The sequence below is a fragment of the Mucilaginibacter terrae genome (genome assembly GCF_031951985.1).
GTDB lineage: Bacteria > Bacteroidota > Bacteroidia > Sphingobacteriales > Sphingobacteriaceae > Mucilaginibacter > Mucilaginibacter terrae_A.
Genome location: NZ_JAVLVU010000001.1, coordinates 540,200 through 557,450, shown reverse-complemented (window position 1 = coordinate 557,450; position 17,251 = coordinate 540,200). Strand labels below are relative to the sequence as shown.

9 protein-coding genes are annotated in these 17,251 nt (G+C 42.2%); 2 read left to right on the top strand and 7 right to left on the bottom strand.

What is annotated here, in order from left to right; all coding sequences use genetic code 11:
• Positions 1–19: 19 nt before the first annotated feature.
• The 5 genes from QE417_RS02370 to QE417_RS02350 form a co-directional block, all read right to left on the bottom strand.
• On the bottom strand, positions 20–2,704 hold the full coding sequence (locus QE417_RS02370) for a valine--tRNA ligase (RefSeq protein ID WP_311947284.1): 2,685 nt from the start codon (positions 2,702–2,704) through the stop codon (positions 20–22).
• 191 nt (positions 2,705–2,895) lie between these two features.
• Entirely contained in the window at positions 2,896–3,747 is an 852-nt protein-coding gene (locus tag QE417_RS02365; RefSeq protein WP_311947283.1) for an energy transducer TonB, read from the bottom strand.
• 224 nt (positions 3,748–3,971) lie between these two features.
• Positions 3,972–4,553 (bottom strand): hypothetical protein, encoded by a 582-nt coding sequence (locus QE417_RS02360; RefSeq protein ID WP_311947282.1) that lies wholly within the window; start codon positions 4,551–4,553, stop codon positions 3,972–3,974.
• Positions 4,554–4,614: 61 nt separating this feature from the next.
• Positions 4,615–5,685, bottom strand: a complete 1,071-nt coding sequence (locus QE417_RS02355; RefSeq protein WP_311947281.1) for a porin — start codon at positions 5,683–5,685, stop codon at positions 4,615–4,617.
• Between the two features lie 198 nt (positions 5,686–5,883).
• Positions 5,884–7,236 carry an ammonium transporter gene (locus tag QE417_RS02350; RefSeq protein ID WP_311947279.1) on the bottom strand — a complete coding sequence of 451 codons (1,353 nt, stop codon included), beginning with the start codon at positions 7,234–7,236 and terminating at the stop codon, positions 5,884–5,886.
• 369 nt (positions 7,237–7,605) lie between these two features.
• Here QE417_RS02350 and QE417_RS02345 point away from each other — a divergent pair, with 369 nt between their 5' ends.
• Positions 7,606–9,777, top strand: a complete 2,172-nt coding sequence (locus tag QE417_RS02345; RefSeq protein WP_311947278.1) for a glutamine synthetase III family protein — start codon at positions 7,606–7,608, stop codon at positions 9,775–9,777.
• Positions 9,778–9,850: 73 nt separating this feature from the next.
• Positions 9,851–10,780, top strand: a complete 930-nt coding sequence (ctlX, locus tag QE417_RS02340; RefSeq protein ID WP_311947277.1) for a citrulline utilization hydrolase CtlX — start codon at positions 9,851–9,853, stop codon at positions 10,778–10,780.
• A gap of 268 nt (positions 10,781–11,048) precedes the next feature.
• On the opposite strand, the gene QE417_RS02335 is transcribed toward ctlX, so the two are convergent.
• Positions 11,049–12,521, bottom strand: coding sequence for a glutamate synthase subunit beta (locus tag QE417_RS02335; RefSeq protein WP_311947276.1), 1,473 nt, complete (start codon positions 12,519–12,521; stop codon positions 11,049–11,051).
• A gap of 12 nt (positions 12,522–12,533) precedes the next feature.
• Complete coding sequence (gene gltB / locus QE417_RS02330) at positions 12,534–17,057, bottom strand: glutamate synthase large subunit (RefSeq protein ID WP_311947275.1); 4,524 nt, start codon at positions 17,055–17,057, stop codon at positions 12,534–12,536.
• Positions 17,058–17,251: the final 194 nt, after the last annotated feature.

Genomic DNA, 17,251 nt, shown 5'->3' with positions numbered 1-17,251 from the left:
TTCCACTCTGTATCTGCAATTAATCTGCCAAAAAATCTAAATTATCATTTATGCTTTTCAACTTGGCTTCGGCATCCGCTTGCTTCTTGCGTTCGTTATCTATGATTTCGGGTTTTGCGTTGCTTACAAATTTTTCATTGGAGAGTTTAGCATTAACAGATTTAAGAAACCCGGTTAAATATTCCTTCTCTTTAAGCAAGCGTTCACGCTCTGCCCCGGCATCAATATTATTGCTCAAAGGGATATAAAACTCATCGGTTGAAACCATAAAGTTTGCAGCCCCGGCAATTTTGTCATCAGTAAAACTTAGTGTGCTTATATTACCCAGCTTACTTATTATCGGCACAAAAGCATTATAATCAACTGCCGAATTATGCTTAATATGCAATTCTAAAGCCTCTTTAGGCGATATTTGCTTGGTGTTACGTGTGTTGCGAATTTCGGTTACCACCTGTTTGAGTTTTTCAACATCGGCCAGCAAAATAGCATCAACAGATTCGATTGCTGGTAGTTGTGCAACTATCACACAATCCTGAGCACTGCGTTCGCCAAATAATTCGTCGTGCCAAAGCTCTTCGGTTATAAACGGCATAAACGGATGTAATAGTTTCAAAATATTTTGAAAAAAGCCAACCGTAGCATTGTAACTTTCAGCATCAATAGGCTGTTGATATACCGGCTTAACCATTTCAAGATACCAGGCACAAAAGTCATCCCATACCAATTTATATACGGCCATTACCGCTTCAGACAAACGATATTGGGTAAATAAATCCTCAATTTCGGTAAGAGCTTCATGAAACTTGTTTTTAAACCATTTAATGGCGGTTGTGTTAGGATTTACTAAATATGCATCAACCTCCCAACCTTTTACCAGGCGGAAAGCATTCCAAATTTTGTTGGCAAAATTACGGCCTTGCTCACAATAGCTTTCATCAAATATTAAGTCGTTACCTGCAGGAGAACATAGTAACATACCCACACGTACACCGTCTGCGCCATACTTACCTATCAGATCAATTGGGTCGGGCGAATTACCCAATGATTTTGACATTTTGCGCCCAAGTTTATCGCGAACGATACCGGTTAGGTAAACATTCTTAAACGGTGCCTGTCCTTTAAACTCATGCCCGGCCATAATCATACGTGCCACCCAAAAGAATAAAATTTCAGGAGCGGTAACCAGGTCATTAGTTGGGTAATAATAGTTAATATCTGCATTCTCCGGATCTTTAAAACCATCAAATACCGATATTGGCCATAACCATGATGAAAACCAGGTATCAACCACGTCTTCGTCCTGACGCAGATCATTGGTTGTAAGTTCTGAGTTATCAGTTAAAAGCTTTTTGGCTTCGTCGAGCGCTTCTTCAACAGTTTTGGCTACTACGAACTGCCCGTTAGGTAAGTACCACGCCGGAATTTGCTGTCCCCACCATAACTGGCGACTAATGTTCCAGTCGCGCACATTTTCCATCCAGTGACGGTAGGTATTAATGAATTTATCGGGGATAAGTTTTACCTCGCCATTTAATACATAATCCAAGGCAGGCTGCGCCATTTCTTTCATTTTGCAGAACCATTGCATCGAAAGTTTAGGCTCTATCACGGCATCAGTACGTTCCGAAAAACCTACTTGTGAGCGATATTCTTCTACTTTATCTAATGCGCCGGCTTCCTCTAAAAGCACAGCTATTTTTTTGCGCGCAGCAAAACGGTCTTCGCCTATCAGTATTTCGGCTTTTTCATTCAGCGAGCCATCGTCGTTTAAAATATCAATAACCGGCAGGTTGTGTTTTTGGCCGAGTTCATAATCGTTTAGATCGTGAGCCGGGGTAACTTTTAAACAACCTGTACCAAAATCCATGGTCACGTACTCATCCAATATAACCGGTATTTCGCGGTTAATCAGCGGTACAAATACCTTTTTACCATGCAAATGCGTGTAGCGCTCATCATTAGGGTTAATACAAATGGCACTATCGGCCATGATGGTCTCAGGACGAGTGGTGGCGATGGTAATATAGGTTGTCGATTCTATGTTTTCTGTTGTCGGATTTTCACCACTCACAACAGACAACTCACCACTCACAACTGCGTAGCGTAAATAATATAGCTTCTGATTTACCTCTTTTCGTATAACCTCTTCATCTGAAACAGCTGTTAAACCTTTGGGGTCCCAGTTTACCATGCGTACACCACGGTAAATCAAACCTTTTTTATGAAGATGAATAAAAGTATCAATAACCGCGGCCGACATATCATCCTCCATGGTAAAGCGGGTACGATCCCAATCACACGATGCTCCTAATTTTTTAAGCTGCTCGAGGATGATGCCGCCGTATTTTTCTTTCCATTCCCAGGCATATTCCAAAAACTTTTCGCGGGTTAGATCGGTTTTGGCAATGCCTCGCTCTTTAAGCATGTTTACTACTTTAGCTTCGGTAGCAATACTGGCGTGGTCTGTTCCGGGTACCCAGCAAGCATTTTTGCCTTTCATACGGGCACGACGTATTAATACGTCCTGAATGGTGTTATTTAGCATGTGACCCATGTGCAGCACACCGGTAACATTGGGCGGAGGAATAACTATTGTATATGGTTCGCGTTCATCAGGAACAGATTTGAAAAATTTATGCTCTAACCAGTAGCTGTACCATTTATCTTCAACTTCACTAAACTGATACGTTTTTGAAATACTCATAGCCCACAAAAATAATCTTTTGCAGCAATAAGTGTAATAATAAAGCACAAACCCAAATTGATTTTCAGTAATATCCATATGCAAAACAGGTATTTTGCATATGGAAACCTAATAAGGCTTTATAAAACTGATTTAAACAATAAAAGCGCATCCTTGAGAGGTGCGCTTTTACGATCTTAAAACTCTATCAATTAATTATCGGCCATTTGGAAAACAATAGGGATAGTGTATTTAACCCTAACTGCATGACCGTTTTGCATACCGGGCTTCCAGGCTGGTGCAAGTTTAAGTACACGAAGCGCTTCTCTATCTAACTCTGGCGATATGCCCTTTAAGATTTGAATATCGCTCAGCTTGCCATCTTTTTCAATAATAAAGCTTAGCATAACCCTGCCCTGCACATCAGTATCAGGATAACGGAGGTTTTTTTGTAAAAATTTTGCCCAGGCTGCGTTACCACCATAAGGCTCGGGCATTACTTCAACACCATTAATGTCGAATGTTTTACTGCCGTCACCATCATTTTGGGTATTTCCCTGACCTATCCCCCCACCTGGGGTTACAGTTGTTGTGGTATTGGTAATTGGCTGTGTATTTACACCTTTGTTATCAATGGTAGATATAACTTTTCCCGGGTCAATTGGCTTAACATTATCTATCACAGGATCATTAGTAGGTACAGGCTCAACAAACCGCTGGCTTGCCACATTATTTTGTTGTACAGCGGCCGGTTTTGTTGCCTGTGCTGCCTTGTGCGGTTTTTCTATAACCGGGTCTTTAGGTTTTTCAATAACGGGCGGAGGCGTATATTTTTTAGGTGATAAATCAACCTCTATAGGCCCTCTTTCTACATCACGGTTTTTAATGATGTAGGTTAGCACACCGGCAGTAAGTGTAAAACCCAGCACAGTAATGGCCAAAGCCTTCATCATGGTTTCGCCGTAATGTACCCTAAGGTCATAGGCACCATAACTTTTGTTGCGGTCGGTAAATACAAGGTCGAGCCACTCGCTCTTGTACAAATCAAATTTTTGGTTCAGCATAGTGTTTGAAATTATATTTCTAATATAACATCAACACCAAGCTAATATTCCGCATTTAACAACTTTTAGTATTATAATACTTAATAGTTGTTACAACAGCATTTCAACAATATTTAGTTTGCAAATTTTGCAAAGTATAATAGCGTTTAACAACTATTTAACAATTAAAAATCAACGCTTTAAGCATTACTTATCAGTAAAATAAAGTCTAAAACGCGCAAAAATTACCATTTTTGTGTATCAACTTTTTTTAAGGCTTCTTTAGGGGCTTTTACCGAAGTCTTTTTATTTACAAAATCACTTACAATTTTATTGGTTTTAATGCCAAAAGCCCCCAGCTTATCCAGGTATACTGCAAGCTGTTTAGCCGTTATACGAACATCAGTTTTTTCGAGCGGTATATTCACGCCATCAACCTGTGCAAACACACCATAACGATTACGCTGATAAGGCACAAAATTATAATCGCCCATAATTAAACGATACTTGTTTTCCTTGAAATCAATAGTAAAACTATAGTCTATACGACCTTCCTCCTGCCCCGTTATCAATCCTTTTTTATAAACCAGCATTCCGCCTTTAGCAGTTACCATGTTGTTTTTTGTTGCCGATGCACTTTGCAGCCCAGCCAGGTTTTTTTTCAAATAATCGGCCAAGCTTTCGGCACTAACATCGGGAAGGGCACTGCCTACTTTAAAATAGGTGTACTTATTTTGCTCATTTAATGATAATGAATCTTTTTGGGCAAAACAGGCTGCTGAACAAGTGAGGGCAACCAGTAATATAATTAATATCTTTTTCATCATAAAAAAAAGGCCGTCGGTTTTTATATAAACGACGGCCCTCAAAGTTAAATTAGTTTTTTACTTAGAATGCATAAACAGCAGCTAAAGCAAACTGTCCGGCCGATTTAGTTGCGGCACCATTGCTTTTTATAAATGAGTTGTTTTTTGCATTATCTAAACGCACTTCCGGAATAAAGGTTAAACCACCGGCTTTAACATTGGCAGTCAAAGTAAATGCTTTTACATTTTCACCCGCACCAATTTTTGAATAAAATACGGTTGGATCGGTTTTAGATTTGTTTTTAAAATATTCCGCACGCAAACCTAAAGTTACCGCGCTTGATACAGCATACTGTGGATACAATGCAGCACCGGCAAAACCTCCGGTATTTTTGCCAGGAGCCGAATAACTGGCAGCATTAAGGCCTAACTTAAAGGCATCAGTAACTTGGTAAGCTGTTGTTAAATCTAACTCTGTACCTGAAAATTTACCGCTTAAAACGTTTAAATATGCCGTCCAACCTTTAACCGGACTAACCATTAACTGGCCGCCAAAGGTTGATACCTCACGGCTTGATTGATATATATTCCAATAATCATTAAAAATGCCAGCCATTAAGCTCACTTTATCGCTAAATGCATAAGTAAATTTAATACCTGCATTTTGGAAAGGACCATTAGTGAACAGGTATGAAGTTGAGTAGTTAAAGTTACCAACCGGCGAAATAACTTCGTAACCAACAAAGGTGCTCATATAACCTGCGGTAACGTTCAACTTATCGGTCAGGTCATAACCTACATACAAATTCTGAATATGGAAGCTGTTGGTTTGCTCATCGTAAACTCCATCAGCATTAGGCAATGATTGTGCCTGGCCGCGCGGACCAAATGATAACTCACCTACAAATAAAGCTTTGCTGTATTTCTTTTTTACGCCTAAATCAATCATACCAATTGATACAGAGTTTGATTCGTTGGCAAAGCTGGTAGCAATGTTAGCGTTTTTGCGACCGGCAAAATCATATTTGTAATAAGTGTCAACCGAGCCAAAAAAAGTAAGCCCCGGATCGGCCGTCTTTGTTGAGTCTTGCGCTTTTACAAACGTGGTAGTAGCAGCCAATAAAGCACCTGCAAGTAAAAATCTTTTTTTCATGTGTGATAATTTGAGATTAACAGTTTGTTGTTGAATAAATTAAGTTTAGTTAAACTATGTATTGTTGAAACATAACATTGGCTAACCGGGCTGTTTTTAACAGTATTCCGGGCCTTATGATGTCAATAAAATATATTGAAAGAGTACTAAATAAAAGTGTTGTATGGATCATATATCTCCATACAACACTTTTTATAATTACACAGTAAGGCGTTGCGAAGTATAACGCTCGTCGTGCTGGCTGTAATCCAAACCAACTTCTTCTTCTTCTGAAGTTACACGAAGTGGCTCGATTAAGTTTACCAGTTTGAAAATAAGGAATGATACGATAAAGCTGAAAGGAACCACAATGGCTACACCTTCTAACTGAGAGATAAAGAATTCTGATTTACCGTAAAGTAAGCCAACCGGACCACCAGGGTATACGGTATCGGTTGCAAATACACCGGTTAAAATCATACCAACAATACCGCCCACACCGTGGCAAGGGAATACGTCAAGCATATCATCTAAGCTGGTAGTGGTTTTCCAATGTGCCACAAGGTTTGATATAATGGCCGAAATAAAACCGATAAATATACTTTGAGGAATAGCTACATAACCTGCACCCGGAGTAATTGCTACAAGGCCAACTACTGCACCAATACAAAAACCTAATACTGATGGTTTTTTACCGCGGATAACATCAAAGAACATCCATGATAAACCGGCAGCACCGGCAGCAGTGTTAGTGGTTAAGAAAGCCGAAACAGCATTGGCACTGGCTGCAACAGCCGAACCTGCGTTAAAGCCAAACCAGCCAAACCAAAGTAAACCAGTACCAATTAATACATAAGGTATGTTAGCCGGAGGAATGGCCAAACCTTCGATGTGTGCTTTACGACGTTTTAAAACAATTGCACCAGCTAAGGCAGCACAACCGGCCGAAATGTGAACAACAGTACCACCGGCAAAATCCCAGGCACCAATAGTATGGGTTAATAAGCCGTTTGGATGCCAGCTCCAGTGTGCAAGAGGTGCATATACAAATAAGCTGAACAATACAGTAAACAGGATATAAGAAGTAAAGCGAATACGCTCGGCAATTGCGCCAACAACTAAACCTGGGGTAATAATTGCAAACATTAACTGGAACACTGCAAATAATGATTTAGGAATAGTTGGAGCAGCAGCCCATGGCGCACCTGAATTTACACCTTGGAAAAAGAAGAAAGTAGATGGATCGCCAATTAAGCCTTTTCCGCCAACATCTTCGCCAAAGCAAAGGCTGAAACCTACTACGATCCATAATACAGTAACTACGCCTGCAGCTACCACACTTTTAATCATAGTAGAGAGAACGTTTTTGCGGGTAACCATACCTCCGTAGAAGAATGCCAGACCCGGAGTCATCAAAAATACCAGTGCCGAAGAAATTAACAACCAAGCTATGTCAGCTTTGTCGTATTTTGAAGTATCGGCAAAGTCTGGAAGTGCAGGTATAAATACAGACACTATTGCAATTGCCAGTAAAATAATGAAAGGGAGATACCTTTTAAACGAATTTTCCATGCTTTTTCTTTTTTTGGGTTAGATTTTGGTCATTAAGTGAATATTTAATTAAGTTTTTCTAAAATTATCAATAAATATTCATAAAAACATAAACATTTTTAATAAAATTTTGTAAAAGATACATTTTACACAATTTTATATTCTGTTTTCAGTTGATAGATAATTATGTTTTACAATCTCTACAATAACTATTTCATTAGTAGACAATAAGTTAAATATCATTTCAAACAAAATATCTTTCTAAAACATATCTCAGGTCATATATTCATCGGCATTAATTTTTTTTTATACATTTTTACATTAAACACCCTTATATATATATACATACCTCTATATTTGACCCAAATAGCCAAAAACAATTAAAAAATAATGTCAAATATTCGTTTTCAAGCCCTGCAAACTGTACTAACCCGTACAATTCCTGAAATAAAAGCCCCTGCGGTAAAAATTTCTGATTATTACGGTGCTAATGTTTTCGATAAAAAGAAAATGAGAGAATACCTTTCAAAAGAAGCGTATCAAAGCATTATCGATTCGATTGATAAAGGTGAAACAGTTGAACGCGAAATGGCCGACCAAGTGGCATCAGCCATGAAAGCTTGGGCATTAAGTAAAGAAGCTACTCATTATACCCACTGGTTTCAACCACTTACAGGTACAACAGCCGAAAAACATGATGCTTTTTTTGAGCCTACTGCCGATGGTGCCATAGAAAAGTTTAGTGGCGATGCCCTTGCCCAGCAAGAACCCGATGCCTCAAGCTTCCCTAATGGTGGTATACGTAACACATTTGAGGCCCGTGGCTATACCGCCTGGGACCCATCATCTCCGGCCTTTATCATGGGCCGCACCCTGTGTATCCCTACTGTATTTGTTTCATACACCGGCGAAGCATTAGATTATAAGGTGCCTTTATTAAAAGCATTACATGCTTTAGATAAAGCTGCCGTTGATGTTTGCCAGTATTTTGATAAAAGTGTAGAAAAAGTTAACGCCTCTTTAGGTATTGAGCAGGAGTATTTCCTGGTTGATTTAGCCTTATATAACGCACGTCCAGATCTTTATTTAACCGGACGCACGCTTTTCGGTCACGAATCGGCCAAAAACCAGCAGTTGGAAGACCACTACTTTGGTTCTATTCCATCTCGTGTTTATGCCTTTATGCAAGATTTTGAGGCCGAGGCCTTATTATTAGGTATTCCCCTTAAAACCCGTCATAACGAGGTTGCCCCTTCGCAATTTGAGTGCGCGCCTATTTATGAAGAAATAAACCTGGCCATTGACCATAACCAATTGTTGATGGACATTATGGACCGCGTGGGCAAACGCCATAACTTGAAAGTATTATTGCACGAAAAACCATTTGCAGGTGTAAACGGATCAGGCAAACACAATAACTGGTCGATGATTACCAATACGGGTAAAAACCTGTTATCTCCGGGTAAAACGCCTAAGAGCAATTTAATGTTCTTAACCTTTTTTGTAAACACCATTAAAGCGGTGTATGATCATGCCGATATGCTTCGTGCTTCGATTGCTTCGGTAAATAACGACCATCGCTTAGGTGCGAATGAAGCTCCTCCGGCTATCATTTCTATTTTCCTGGGAAGCCAATTGAGCGAGGTACTTGATGAGATCGAAACCTCACGTATCAGCAAAAAAGCTAAAGAAGATTCGATGCTATGGCAAGGTATTCCTAAAATACCGCAAATTTTGCAGGATAATACCGACCGTAACCGCACCTCTCCTTTTGCTTTTACCGGTAACAAGTTTGAGCTTCGCGCTGTGGGATCATCAGCCAACTCGGCCAACCCAATGACAATTTTAAACCTCATTGTGGCCGATCAGCTTAAAAAATTCAAGGTTGATGTAGATAAATTACTTAAAAAAGGCGAAAAGAAAGACGTTGCCCTGCTTACCATTATTAAACGGTATATCAAGGAAACCAAATCAATACGTTTTGAGGGTAATGGTTATAGCGATGAATGGGAAAAAGAAGCAGCGAGCCGTGGTTTAGCAAACATTAAAACCACACCAAGGGCACTTGATGCTTTAGTAACCGAGAAAGCTGAGAATATTTTTGAAAGTACCGGCGTTTTCAGCAAACGTGAGGCCCATGCCCGTCATGATATTTTGCTCGAAGATTTCTATAAGAAATTACAGATCGAAGCCCGTGTTATAGGCGATTTGGTTAATACCAGCATATTACCCGCAGCTATAAACTATCAAAGCAAACTGGTTGAAAACGTGCGTGGGTTGAAAGAAATCGGTTTAGATGAAGGCATTTACAGCACACAGATAGATATTATAAAAAAACTGGCTGAGCATATCAACTTCATTAAAACCAATGTAGACCAAATGGTTGAAGAGCGCAAAAAAGCCAATGTGATTGAGGATACACGCGACAAAGCTATTGCCTATGATGAAAAAGTAAAAACTTTCTTCGACCCAATACGCTACCATGTTGACAAGCTGGAGCAATTGGTTGACGACCAGCTTTGGCCGCTTCCAAAATTCAGAGAAATGTTATTTATTAAATAATTATGTAAACCCTCGCCGCAAGGCGGGGGTTTTATGTTTATAACCATTGCTGTTTTATAATTAATATTGTGTTATGAACACATCGCCTCAAACTACCTCTGCCCTCCTTATGATACGCCCGGCCAGTTTTGGCTTTAACGAGCAAACCGCCGAAAGCAATGCCTTTCAGCAAAAAGATGCGGGTTTATTACAAGTACAGCAAAAGGCATTACAGGAATTTGATGATTTTGTAGAAATACTGAGAGCTAAAGGTGTTGACGTAACCGTAGTAAACGATACCGCTGAGCCACATAAGCCAGATGCTATCTTCCCTAACAATTGGGTATCATTTCATGATAATGGCGATGTGTTTATGTATCCGATGCAGGCTCCTAACCGCCGGATTGAAAGAAACGAAGATATTGTTCGCCAGCTTGAAGACAAGTTTAAGGTAAATCATATTATAGACCTCAGCCGCTTTGAGCAGGAAAATAAGTTTTTAGAAGGAACCGGCAGTATGGTGTTAGACCGTGAAAACACACTGGCGTACGCCTGCCTGTCGCCGCGCACCAATGCCGAAATATTGCTTGCATTTTGTCATCAGGTTGGCTATACTCCTGTTGCTTTCAATGCTTATGATGCAGACGGCATAGCAATATACCACACCAATGTGATGATGTGCGTGGGCAGCCATTTTGCCGTAATTTGCCTGGATAGCATTAGTAATGATGATGAAAAAGAAGCGGTTATTTTTTCTTTAGAAAAAACCGGGAAAGAAATCTTAAACATAAGCTATGAGCAAATGAACCGCTTTGCCGGCAATATGCTCGAAGTACAGAACACTGAAGGGGAAAGTTTGCTGGTGATGTCGCAAAGTGCACATCAGTCACTAACTAATGAACAAATTTCGGCTTTAGAAAAGTATACGGAGATCTTATCGGCTGATATAACTACTATTGAAACTATTGGCGGGGGAAGTGCACGGTGTATGTTGGCAGAGATACATTTGCCTCATGTCCCATAAATAACAAACGCAGGATTTGCGAGTGCAAATACCTGCGTTGTTGGTTTAAAAAACTACTACTATTAATTAAACTGGTTAGCAAAAAGCCCCATGTGTGGAGGAAAATTCTTGTTTCGTAAATTTGTCAGGTTGAATGTACTGTAGCTTTTAAAGAGCATCTTGAATTTTTTGAAAACTATTCTTTCTAAACCCAAATTCTTAACCAACTGCTGCCCCGAGCTAAAAGCCTGCACAAATCAACCTGACTAACCTATTTAAAACCCTATTATTAGTACGCAAAGGCACTAACCGCATCTTTACTTTCCAGCAAAGAATGGCCCATTAAAAACTCATCTACTTTGCGGGCAGCTTCGCGACCTTCGGATATAGCCCAAACCACCAATGATTGTCCTCTGCGCATATCGCCGCAGGCAAATACTTTGCTTACGTTGGTACGGTAAAGGCCTTCTTTCGCTTTTACATTCTTGCGTTCGTCAAGCTCAATGCCACCTTGTTCAATCATACCGGTATGCTGCGGATGCACAAAGCCCATAGCTAAGAAAACTGCCTGGCAAGGTAATTCACGCTCCGAACCTTCTACCTCGGTAAATTTCATCGGGCGCCCCATAACATCAGTTTCCCAGCTTACATCGGTTACCCTGAGGGCACGCAGGTTTCCGTTTTCGTCACCTAAAAACTCTTTGGTGTTAACACCCCAGTGGCGTTCACAACCTTCCTCGTGCGAGCTGGTTGTTTTTAATACCATTGGATAGCTTGGCCAAGGCATACTTGCAGTACGCGCCTGTGGCGGTTGCACCATTACCTCAAACTGGCGAATTGATTTTGCACCCTGGCGGTTTGATGTACCCACACAATCTGAACCGGTATCGCCACCACCAATTACTACCACATCTTTACCGGTAACTAAAATATCTTCGGTATTTATGGGGCTGTTGCCTACGCGTTTGTTCTGCTGTTTCAGGAATTCCATGGCGTAGTAAACGCCTTTGAACTCGCGGCCCGGTATAGGCAAGTTACGCGGAATGGTTGAACCACCAGCCAAAACTATGGCATCGTTGTTTTTCGATACCTCATCAAGGGTGATGTCTTTACCTATCTCTGTGTTGCATTGAAATACCACGCCGTCTTCTTCCATCACCTTTACACGACGATCGATGACCCATTTCTCTAACTTGAAATCGGGGATACCGTAACGTAACAAACCTCCTGGGCGATCATCACGTTCGTAAACGGTTACCGAGTGACCTGCTTTGCTCAATTGCGCAGCAGCAGCCATACCCGCAGGACCCGAACCCACCACGGCAACTTTTTTACCGGTTTTGATGAACGGTGCACTTGGTTTAACCAAATTTTTGGCGTACGCTATTTCGATAATATGCTTCTCAATTTCTTCGATAGCTACAGGCGGCTTGTTAATGCCCAGCACACAGGCCGACTCGCACGGAGCCGGGCAAATGCGCCCTGTAAATTCAGGGAAATTGTTAGTGGTTGATAGTATTTCGTAGGCTTCTTCCCAGCTTTTACGGTACACGGCATCATTAAACTCGGGTATTACGTTGCCAAGCGGACAGCCCGAATGACAGAAAGGTATACCACAGTTCATACACCGGGCCGATTGCTGGTTCAGTTTATCCTCATTGTATAAACCAACAAACTCATTATAATTCTGCACCCTTTCTTCGGGCGCTATTTTAGATGGGAGTTCTCTGTCAAACTCCTGAAATCCGGTAGGTTTTCCCATTTCTTAAATCAATTAGATGGTTTGATACTCGGCTTTTAACAACACTTTTTTGTACTCCTTAGGGAATACCTTAACAAAGTTCACTGATTCTGAACTCCAGTTGTTGAGTAGTTGCTGAGCCACCTTACTGTTAGTTAAATGCACATGCTTTTTAAGCAGGCTAATGATATCTTGCTCGTCTTGCTCACTTAGCGGATCAAGATCAACCATTTCCACATTGCAATTGGTAGCAAAGTTTTGCTCCGGGTTGTACACCCAGGCAATACCACCGCTCATACCGGCTGCAAAGTTGCGGCCTGTTTTACCCAATATAAGCGCACGGCCGCCGGTCATGTATTCGCAACCATGGTCGCCAATACCTTCAACCACAACGGTTGCGCCAGAGTTACGCACAGCAAAACGTTCGCCGGCCATACCGCGTACAAACAACTCGCCCGAGGTAGCACCATACATGGCCACGTTACCTATAATGATGTTGTCTTCGGGTACAAATGCGGCATCCGGTTTTGGATAGATGGCCAGTTGCGCACCCGACAAACCCTTGCCTACATAGTCATTAGCCTCGCCTTCCAGCTCGAAAGCAATGCCTTTGGTAGCAAATGCACCAAAGCTTTGACCTGCCGAACCAGTGAATTTGTAATTAATGGTATTTTCGGGCAAACCTGCCGAACCATATTTTTTAGAGATCTCGTTCGATAATAGCGTACCAACAGTACGGTCGGTGTTCTTCAGATCGAAAGAGGCAAATACCGGGGTTTTATCGGCAAGTGCTGGCTGTGCTGCTTCCAGTAATTTCCAGTCGATAATGGCATCCATACCATGATCTTGCTGCTCGCTGTTGTAAAGCGTGTTGCCTTTGGCGTTAGTTACCGGGTGAAGGATGCCCGAAAGGTCAACCTTTTTAGCTTTCCAGTTCTCGATACTATCCTTAACACGCAGGAACTGCACACGGCCAACCATTTCCTGTATGGTACGGAAGCCTAATTCGGCCATGATCTCGCGCATATCCTCGGCCAGGAAGCGGAACAGGTTAACCACATGCTCGGGCTTGCCGCTGAAGAGTTTGCGCAGATCAGGGTCTTGCGTAGCCACACCCACCGGGCAGGTGTTTAAGTGGCATTTACGCATCATAATACATCCGCTGGCTACCAGGGCAGCAGTGGCAACGCCCCACTCCTCGGCACCCAAAAGGGCGGCTATAACTAAGTCACGACCGGTTTTCATTTGTCCGTCGGCCTGTACCACTACACGGCTGCGCAGTTTGCTGCGTACAAGTGTTTGATGCGCCTCGGCCAAACCAAGTTCCCATGGTAAACCGGCGTGTTTTATCGAGCTTATTGGTGATGCACCTGTACCTCCATCGTAACCGGCTATCAGTACCACATCGGCGTGGGCTTTGGCCACACCTGCGGCAATGGTACCTACACCAGCTTTTGATACCAGCTTAACGTTAATACGCGCGGCACGGTTAGCATTTTTTAAGTCGAAAATCAGCTGAGCCAAATCCTCAATAGAGTAAATATCATGGTGGGGAGGAGGCGAAATTAAGCCCACACCCGGCGTTGAGTGACGGGTTTTGGCAATCCAGGCATCAACCTTATGACCGGGCAGCTGACCACCCTCGCCTGGTTTTGCACCCTGCGCCATTTTTATCTGCAATTCATCGGCATTAGTCAGGTAATTTGACGTAACCCCAAAACGTGCCGATGCGATTTGCTTGATAGCCGAACGCATGGAATCGCCGTTGGGCAAACGCTCGTAACGCATTTCGTCTTCGCCACCTTCGCCGGTATTGCTCTTGGCACCAATGCGGTTCATGGCAATGGCCAGCGTGCTGTGCGCCTCGTGCGATATAGACCCGAACGACATAGCACCGGTAGCAAAGCGCTTCATAATGCTTTCGATAGGTTCAACCTCATCAATAGAGATAGCCTCACGGTGATGGGTAAAATCTAACAAGCCACGTATAGTGAAATGCTTTTCGGTTTGCTCGTTAATAAGCTTAGCGTAACTTTTGTAAACCTCGAAGTTATTGGTGCTGGTTGCATGTTGCAGCAAGTGCACGGTTTGCGGGTTAAACAAGTGGGCTTCGCCGCGGCGTTTCCACTGGTAAATACCTCCTTCGGGTAACAGTTTAACTTCGCCTTTGGAAGTGGCAAAACCAAAATTATGCTTGGTTAAGGCTTCGCGGGCAATTTCATCTAAACCTAAGCCACCAATACGAGTTACTGCGCCAGCAAAATAGCGATCTACAACACTCTTATTAAGACCCAGTATCTCAAACTGCTGCGAACCATGGTAAGATTGCAGCGTAGAGATACCCATTTTAGAGAATATCTTTAATAAACCGTAGTTAACGGCTTTAACGTAGTTTTTTTGAAGCGACTTAATATCTAAAGCACTATCAATGCTACCTGCATTCTTCAACGTTTCGATGGTTGAAAGCGCCAGGTATGGGTTAATGGCAGTTGCACCAAAGCCAAGCAAACAGGCAAAATGGTGTACTTCCCAAACATCGCCGGCTTCAACTACTAATCCTACCGAACCACGACGGCCTCTTTGAACCAAATGGTGGTGTACTGCCGAAACAGCCAGTAATGAAGGTATAGCAGCATGTTCCGAATCCAGCGCACGATCGCTCAGGATAAGTACTTCGAAACCATCATCAACAGCATCCTCGGCGTAACGGCACAACCTTTCGATACCTTTTTGTAACGAACCGGGCTGGCCATCGGCCTTAAAGTAAGTTTGCAGGGTTTTGGCATGGAACAAGCCGGTATCAATACTGCGCAGTTTTTCTAACTGATGATTGCGCAATATTGGGTGCTTTAAGGCCACGCAATGACAATGCATTTTATCCTCGTCAAGCAGGTTACCGTTGCTGCCTATGAAGGTAGCCAAACTCATTACCAAACGCTCACGAATGGGATCGATTGGCGGGTTGGTAACCTGGGCAAAAAATTGTTTAAAGTAGCTCGACAGGTGCTGAGGCTTGTCAGACAATATAGCCAAAGGCACATCGGTACCCATGGAACCGATTGGCTCCATGGCATCGGTAGCCATTGGTTTTATAATACCGTCAACATCCTCACGGGTGTAACCAAACACCTGCTGGTAACGGAAAACCGACTCGGGCGCCAGGCTGGTAAAGGCCACGCGGGGCTCGGCCAGGTCTTCTAACTTAATTTTATAATTTTCCAACCAGCGGTCATAAGGCTGCTGAGAGGTAATTTGTTGTTTGATTTCTTCGTCGGTAATAATTTTATGCTTCTCGGTATCTATCAACAGCATTTTACCGGGTTGCAAACGCCCTTTACTTAATACCAGTTTTTCGTCTATTTGCAATACACCGGTTTCTGATGCAGCAATAACACGACCGTCGGTAGTTACGGTGTAACGAAGCGGACGCAGGCCATTACGGTCTAACACGGCACCTACCAGTTTACCATCGGTAAAGCTAATGGCGGCCGGCCCATCCCAAGGCTGCATAATAGTGGCATGATACTCGTAGAACGCCTTTTTGATCGGGTCCATTTGCTCGTTACCATCCCATGCTTCGGGTACCAGCATCATCATTACGTGAGGTAATGAACGACCAGAGTGTTGTAGTATCTCGATGATGTTATCCAGACAAGCCGAGTCAGACTGGTTATTGTCGATAACCGGCAATAGCATCTCCATTTCTTCGCTGCTGAAATAGCTTGAAGCCAATGATTTAACACCAGCAAAGAACCAGTTTAAGTTACCGGTTAAGGTATTGATCTCACCATTATGCGCAATTAAGCGGAACGGCTGAGCCAGTTTCCACGACGGAAATGTATTGGTTGAGAAACGTGAGTGGATAAGCGCAAAGCAAGATACCAAACGCTGATCGGCCAGGTCTGAATAGTACTGGCGTAACTGGAAGGTAGTAACCTGTCCTTTATAAATAATGGTTTTGCATGAGAACGATGTAAAATAGAAATTTTCATCGCCAACTGCAGGCAGCGTTTCGTTTACGGTTTTATTAATATAACGACGCAATACATATAGTTTACGCTCAAAATCATCAACGTTGGTAACGTTTGATGGGCGTGATACAAAAACCTGCTCTACATCAGGTTCGGCACTGCGGGCGGTTTCGCCTATAACCGAAGAATTAACCGGTACTTTACGGAAACCAAGAAGGTTAATTCCTAACTTTTCGGTAGCGGCTACTATTACATTACGACATGCTTTTTTAAGTGTTGAGTCTTTAGGAAAAAAGATCATACCTACACCATACTCACCTAACTGAGGCAGACTCACCTCAATATCCGAGCACTCTTCCATTAAAAACTCATGAGGCAACTGTATTAAGATACCTGCACCATCACCCGAATCGGGGTCGCAGCCACAGGCTCCCCTATGCTCCATGTTTTCGAGCATAGTAAGCGCATCAGAAATGTTTTGGTTGGACTTAATGCCGTTTATATTTGCAATAAATCCTGTACCGCAGGAGTCGTGCTCAAATTCAGACCGGTAAAGGCCTTGCTGTTCACTTTCTGTTTGATCCATTGTTTAAAATAATATATTGTAAAGCGGGGCTATTAGTACGAATATACTGTTTTTGTTGTTTAGACGAAATTTAAATTGCTTTTTTATGAATTTTCAAAATTTTATAGCTTAAACGCGCTACTAATTTTCAATTTCATAACAACAATTTAAAATATAACGCTAAATTATTGCCAATTTAATATTGCATACACCAA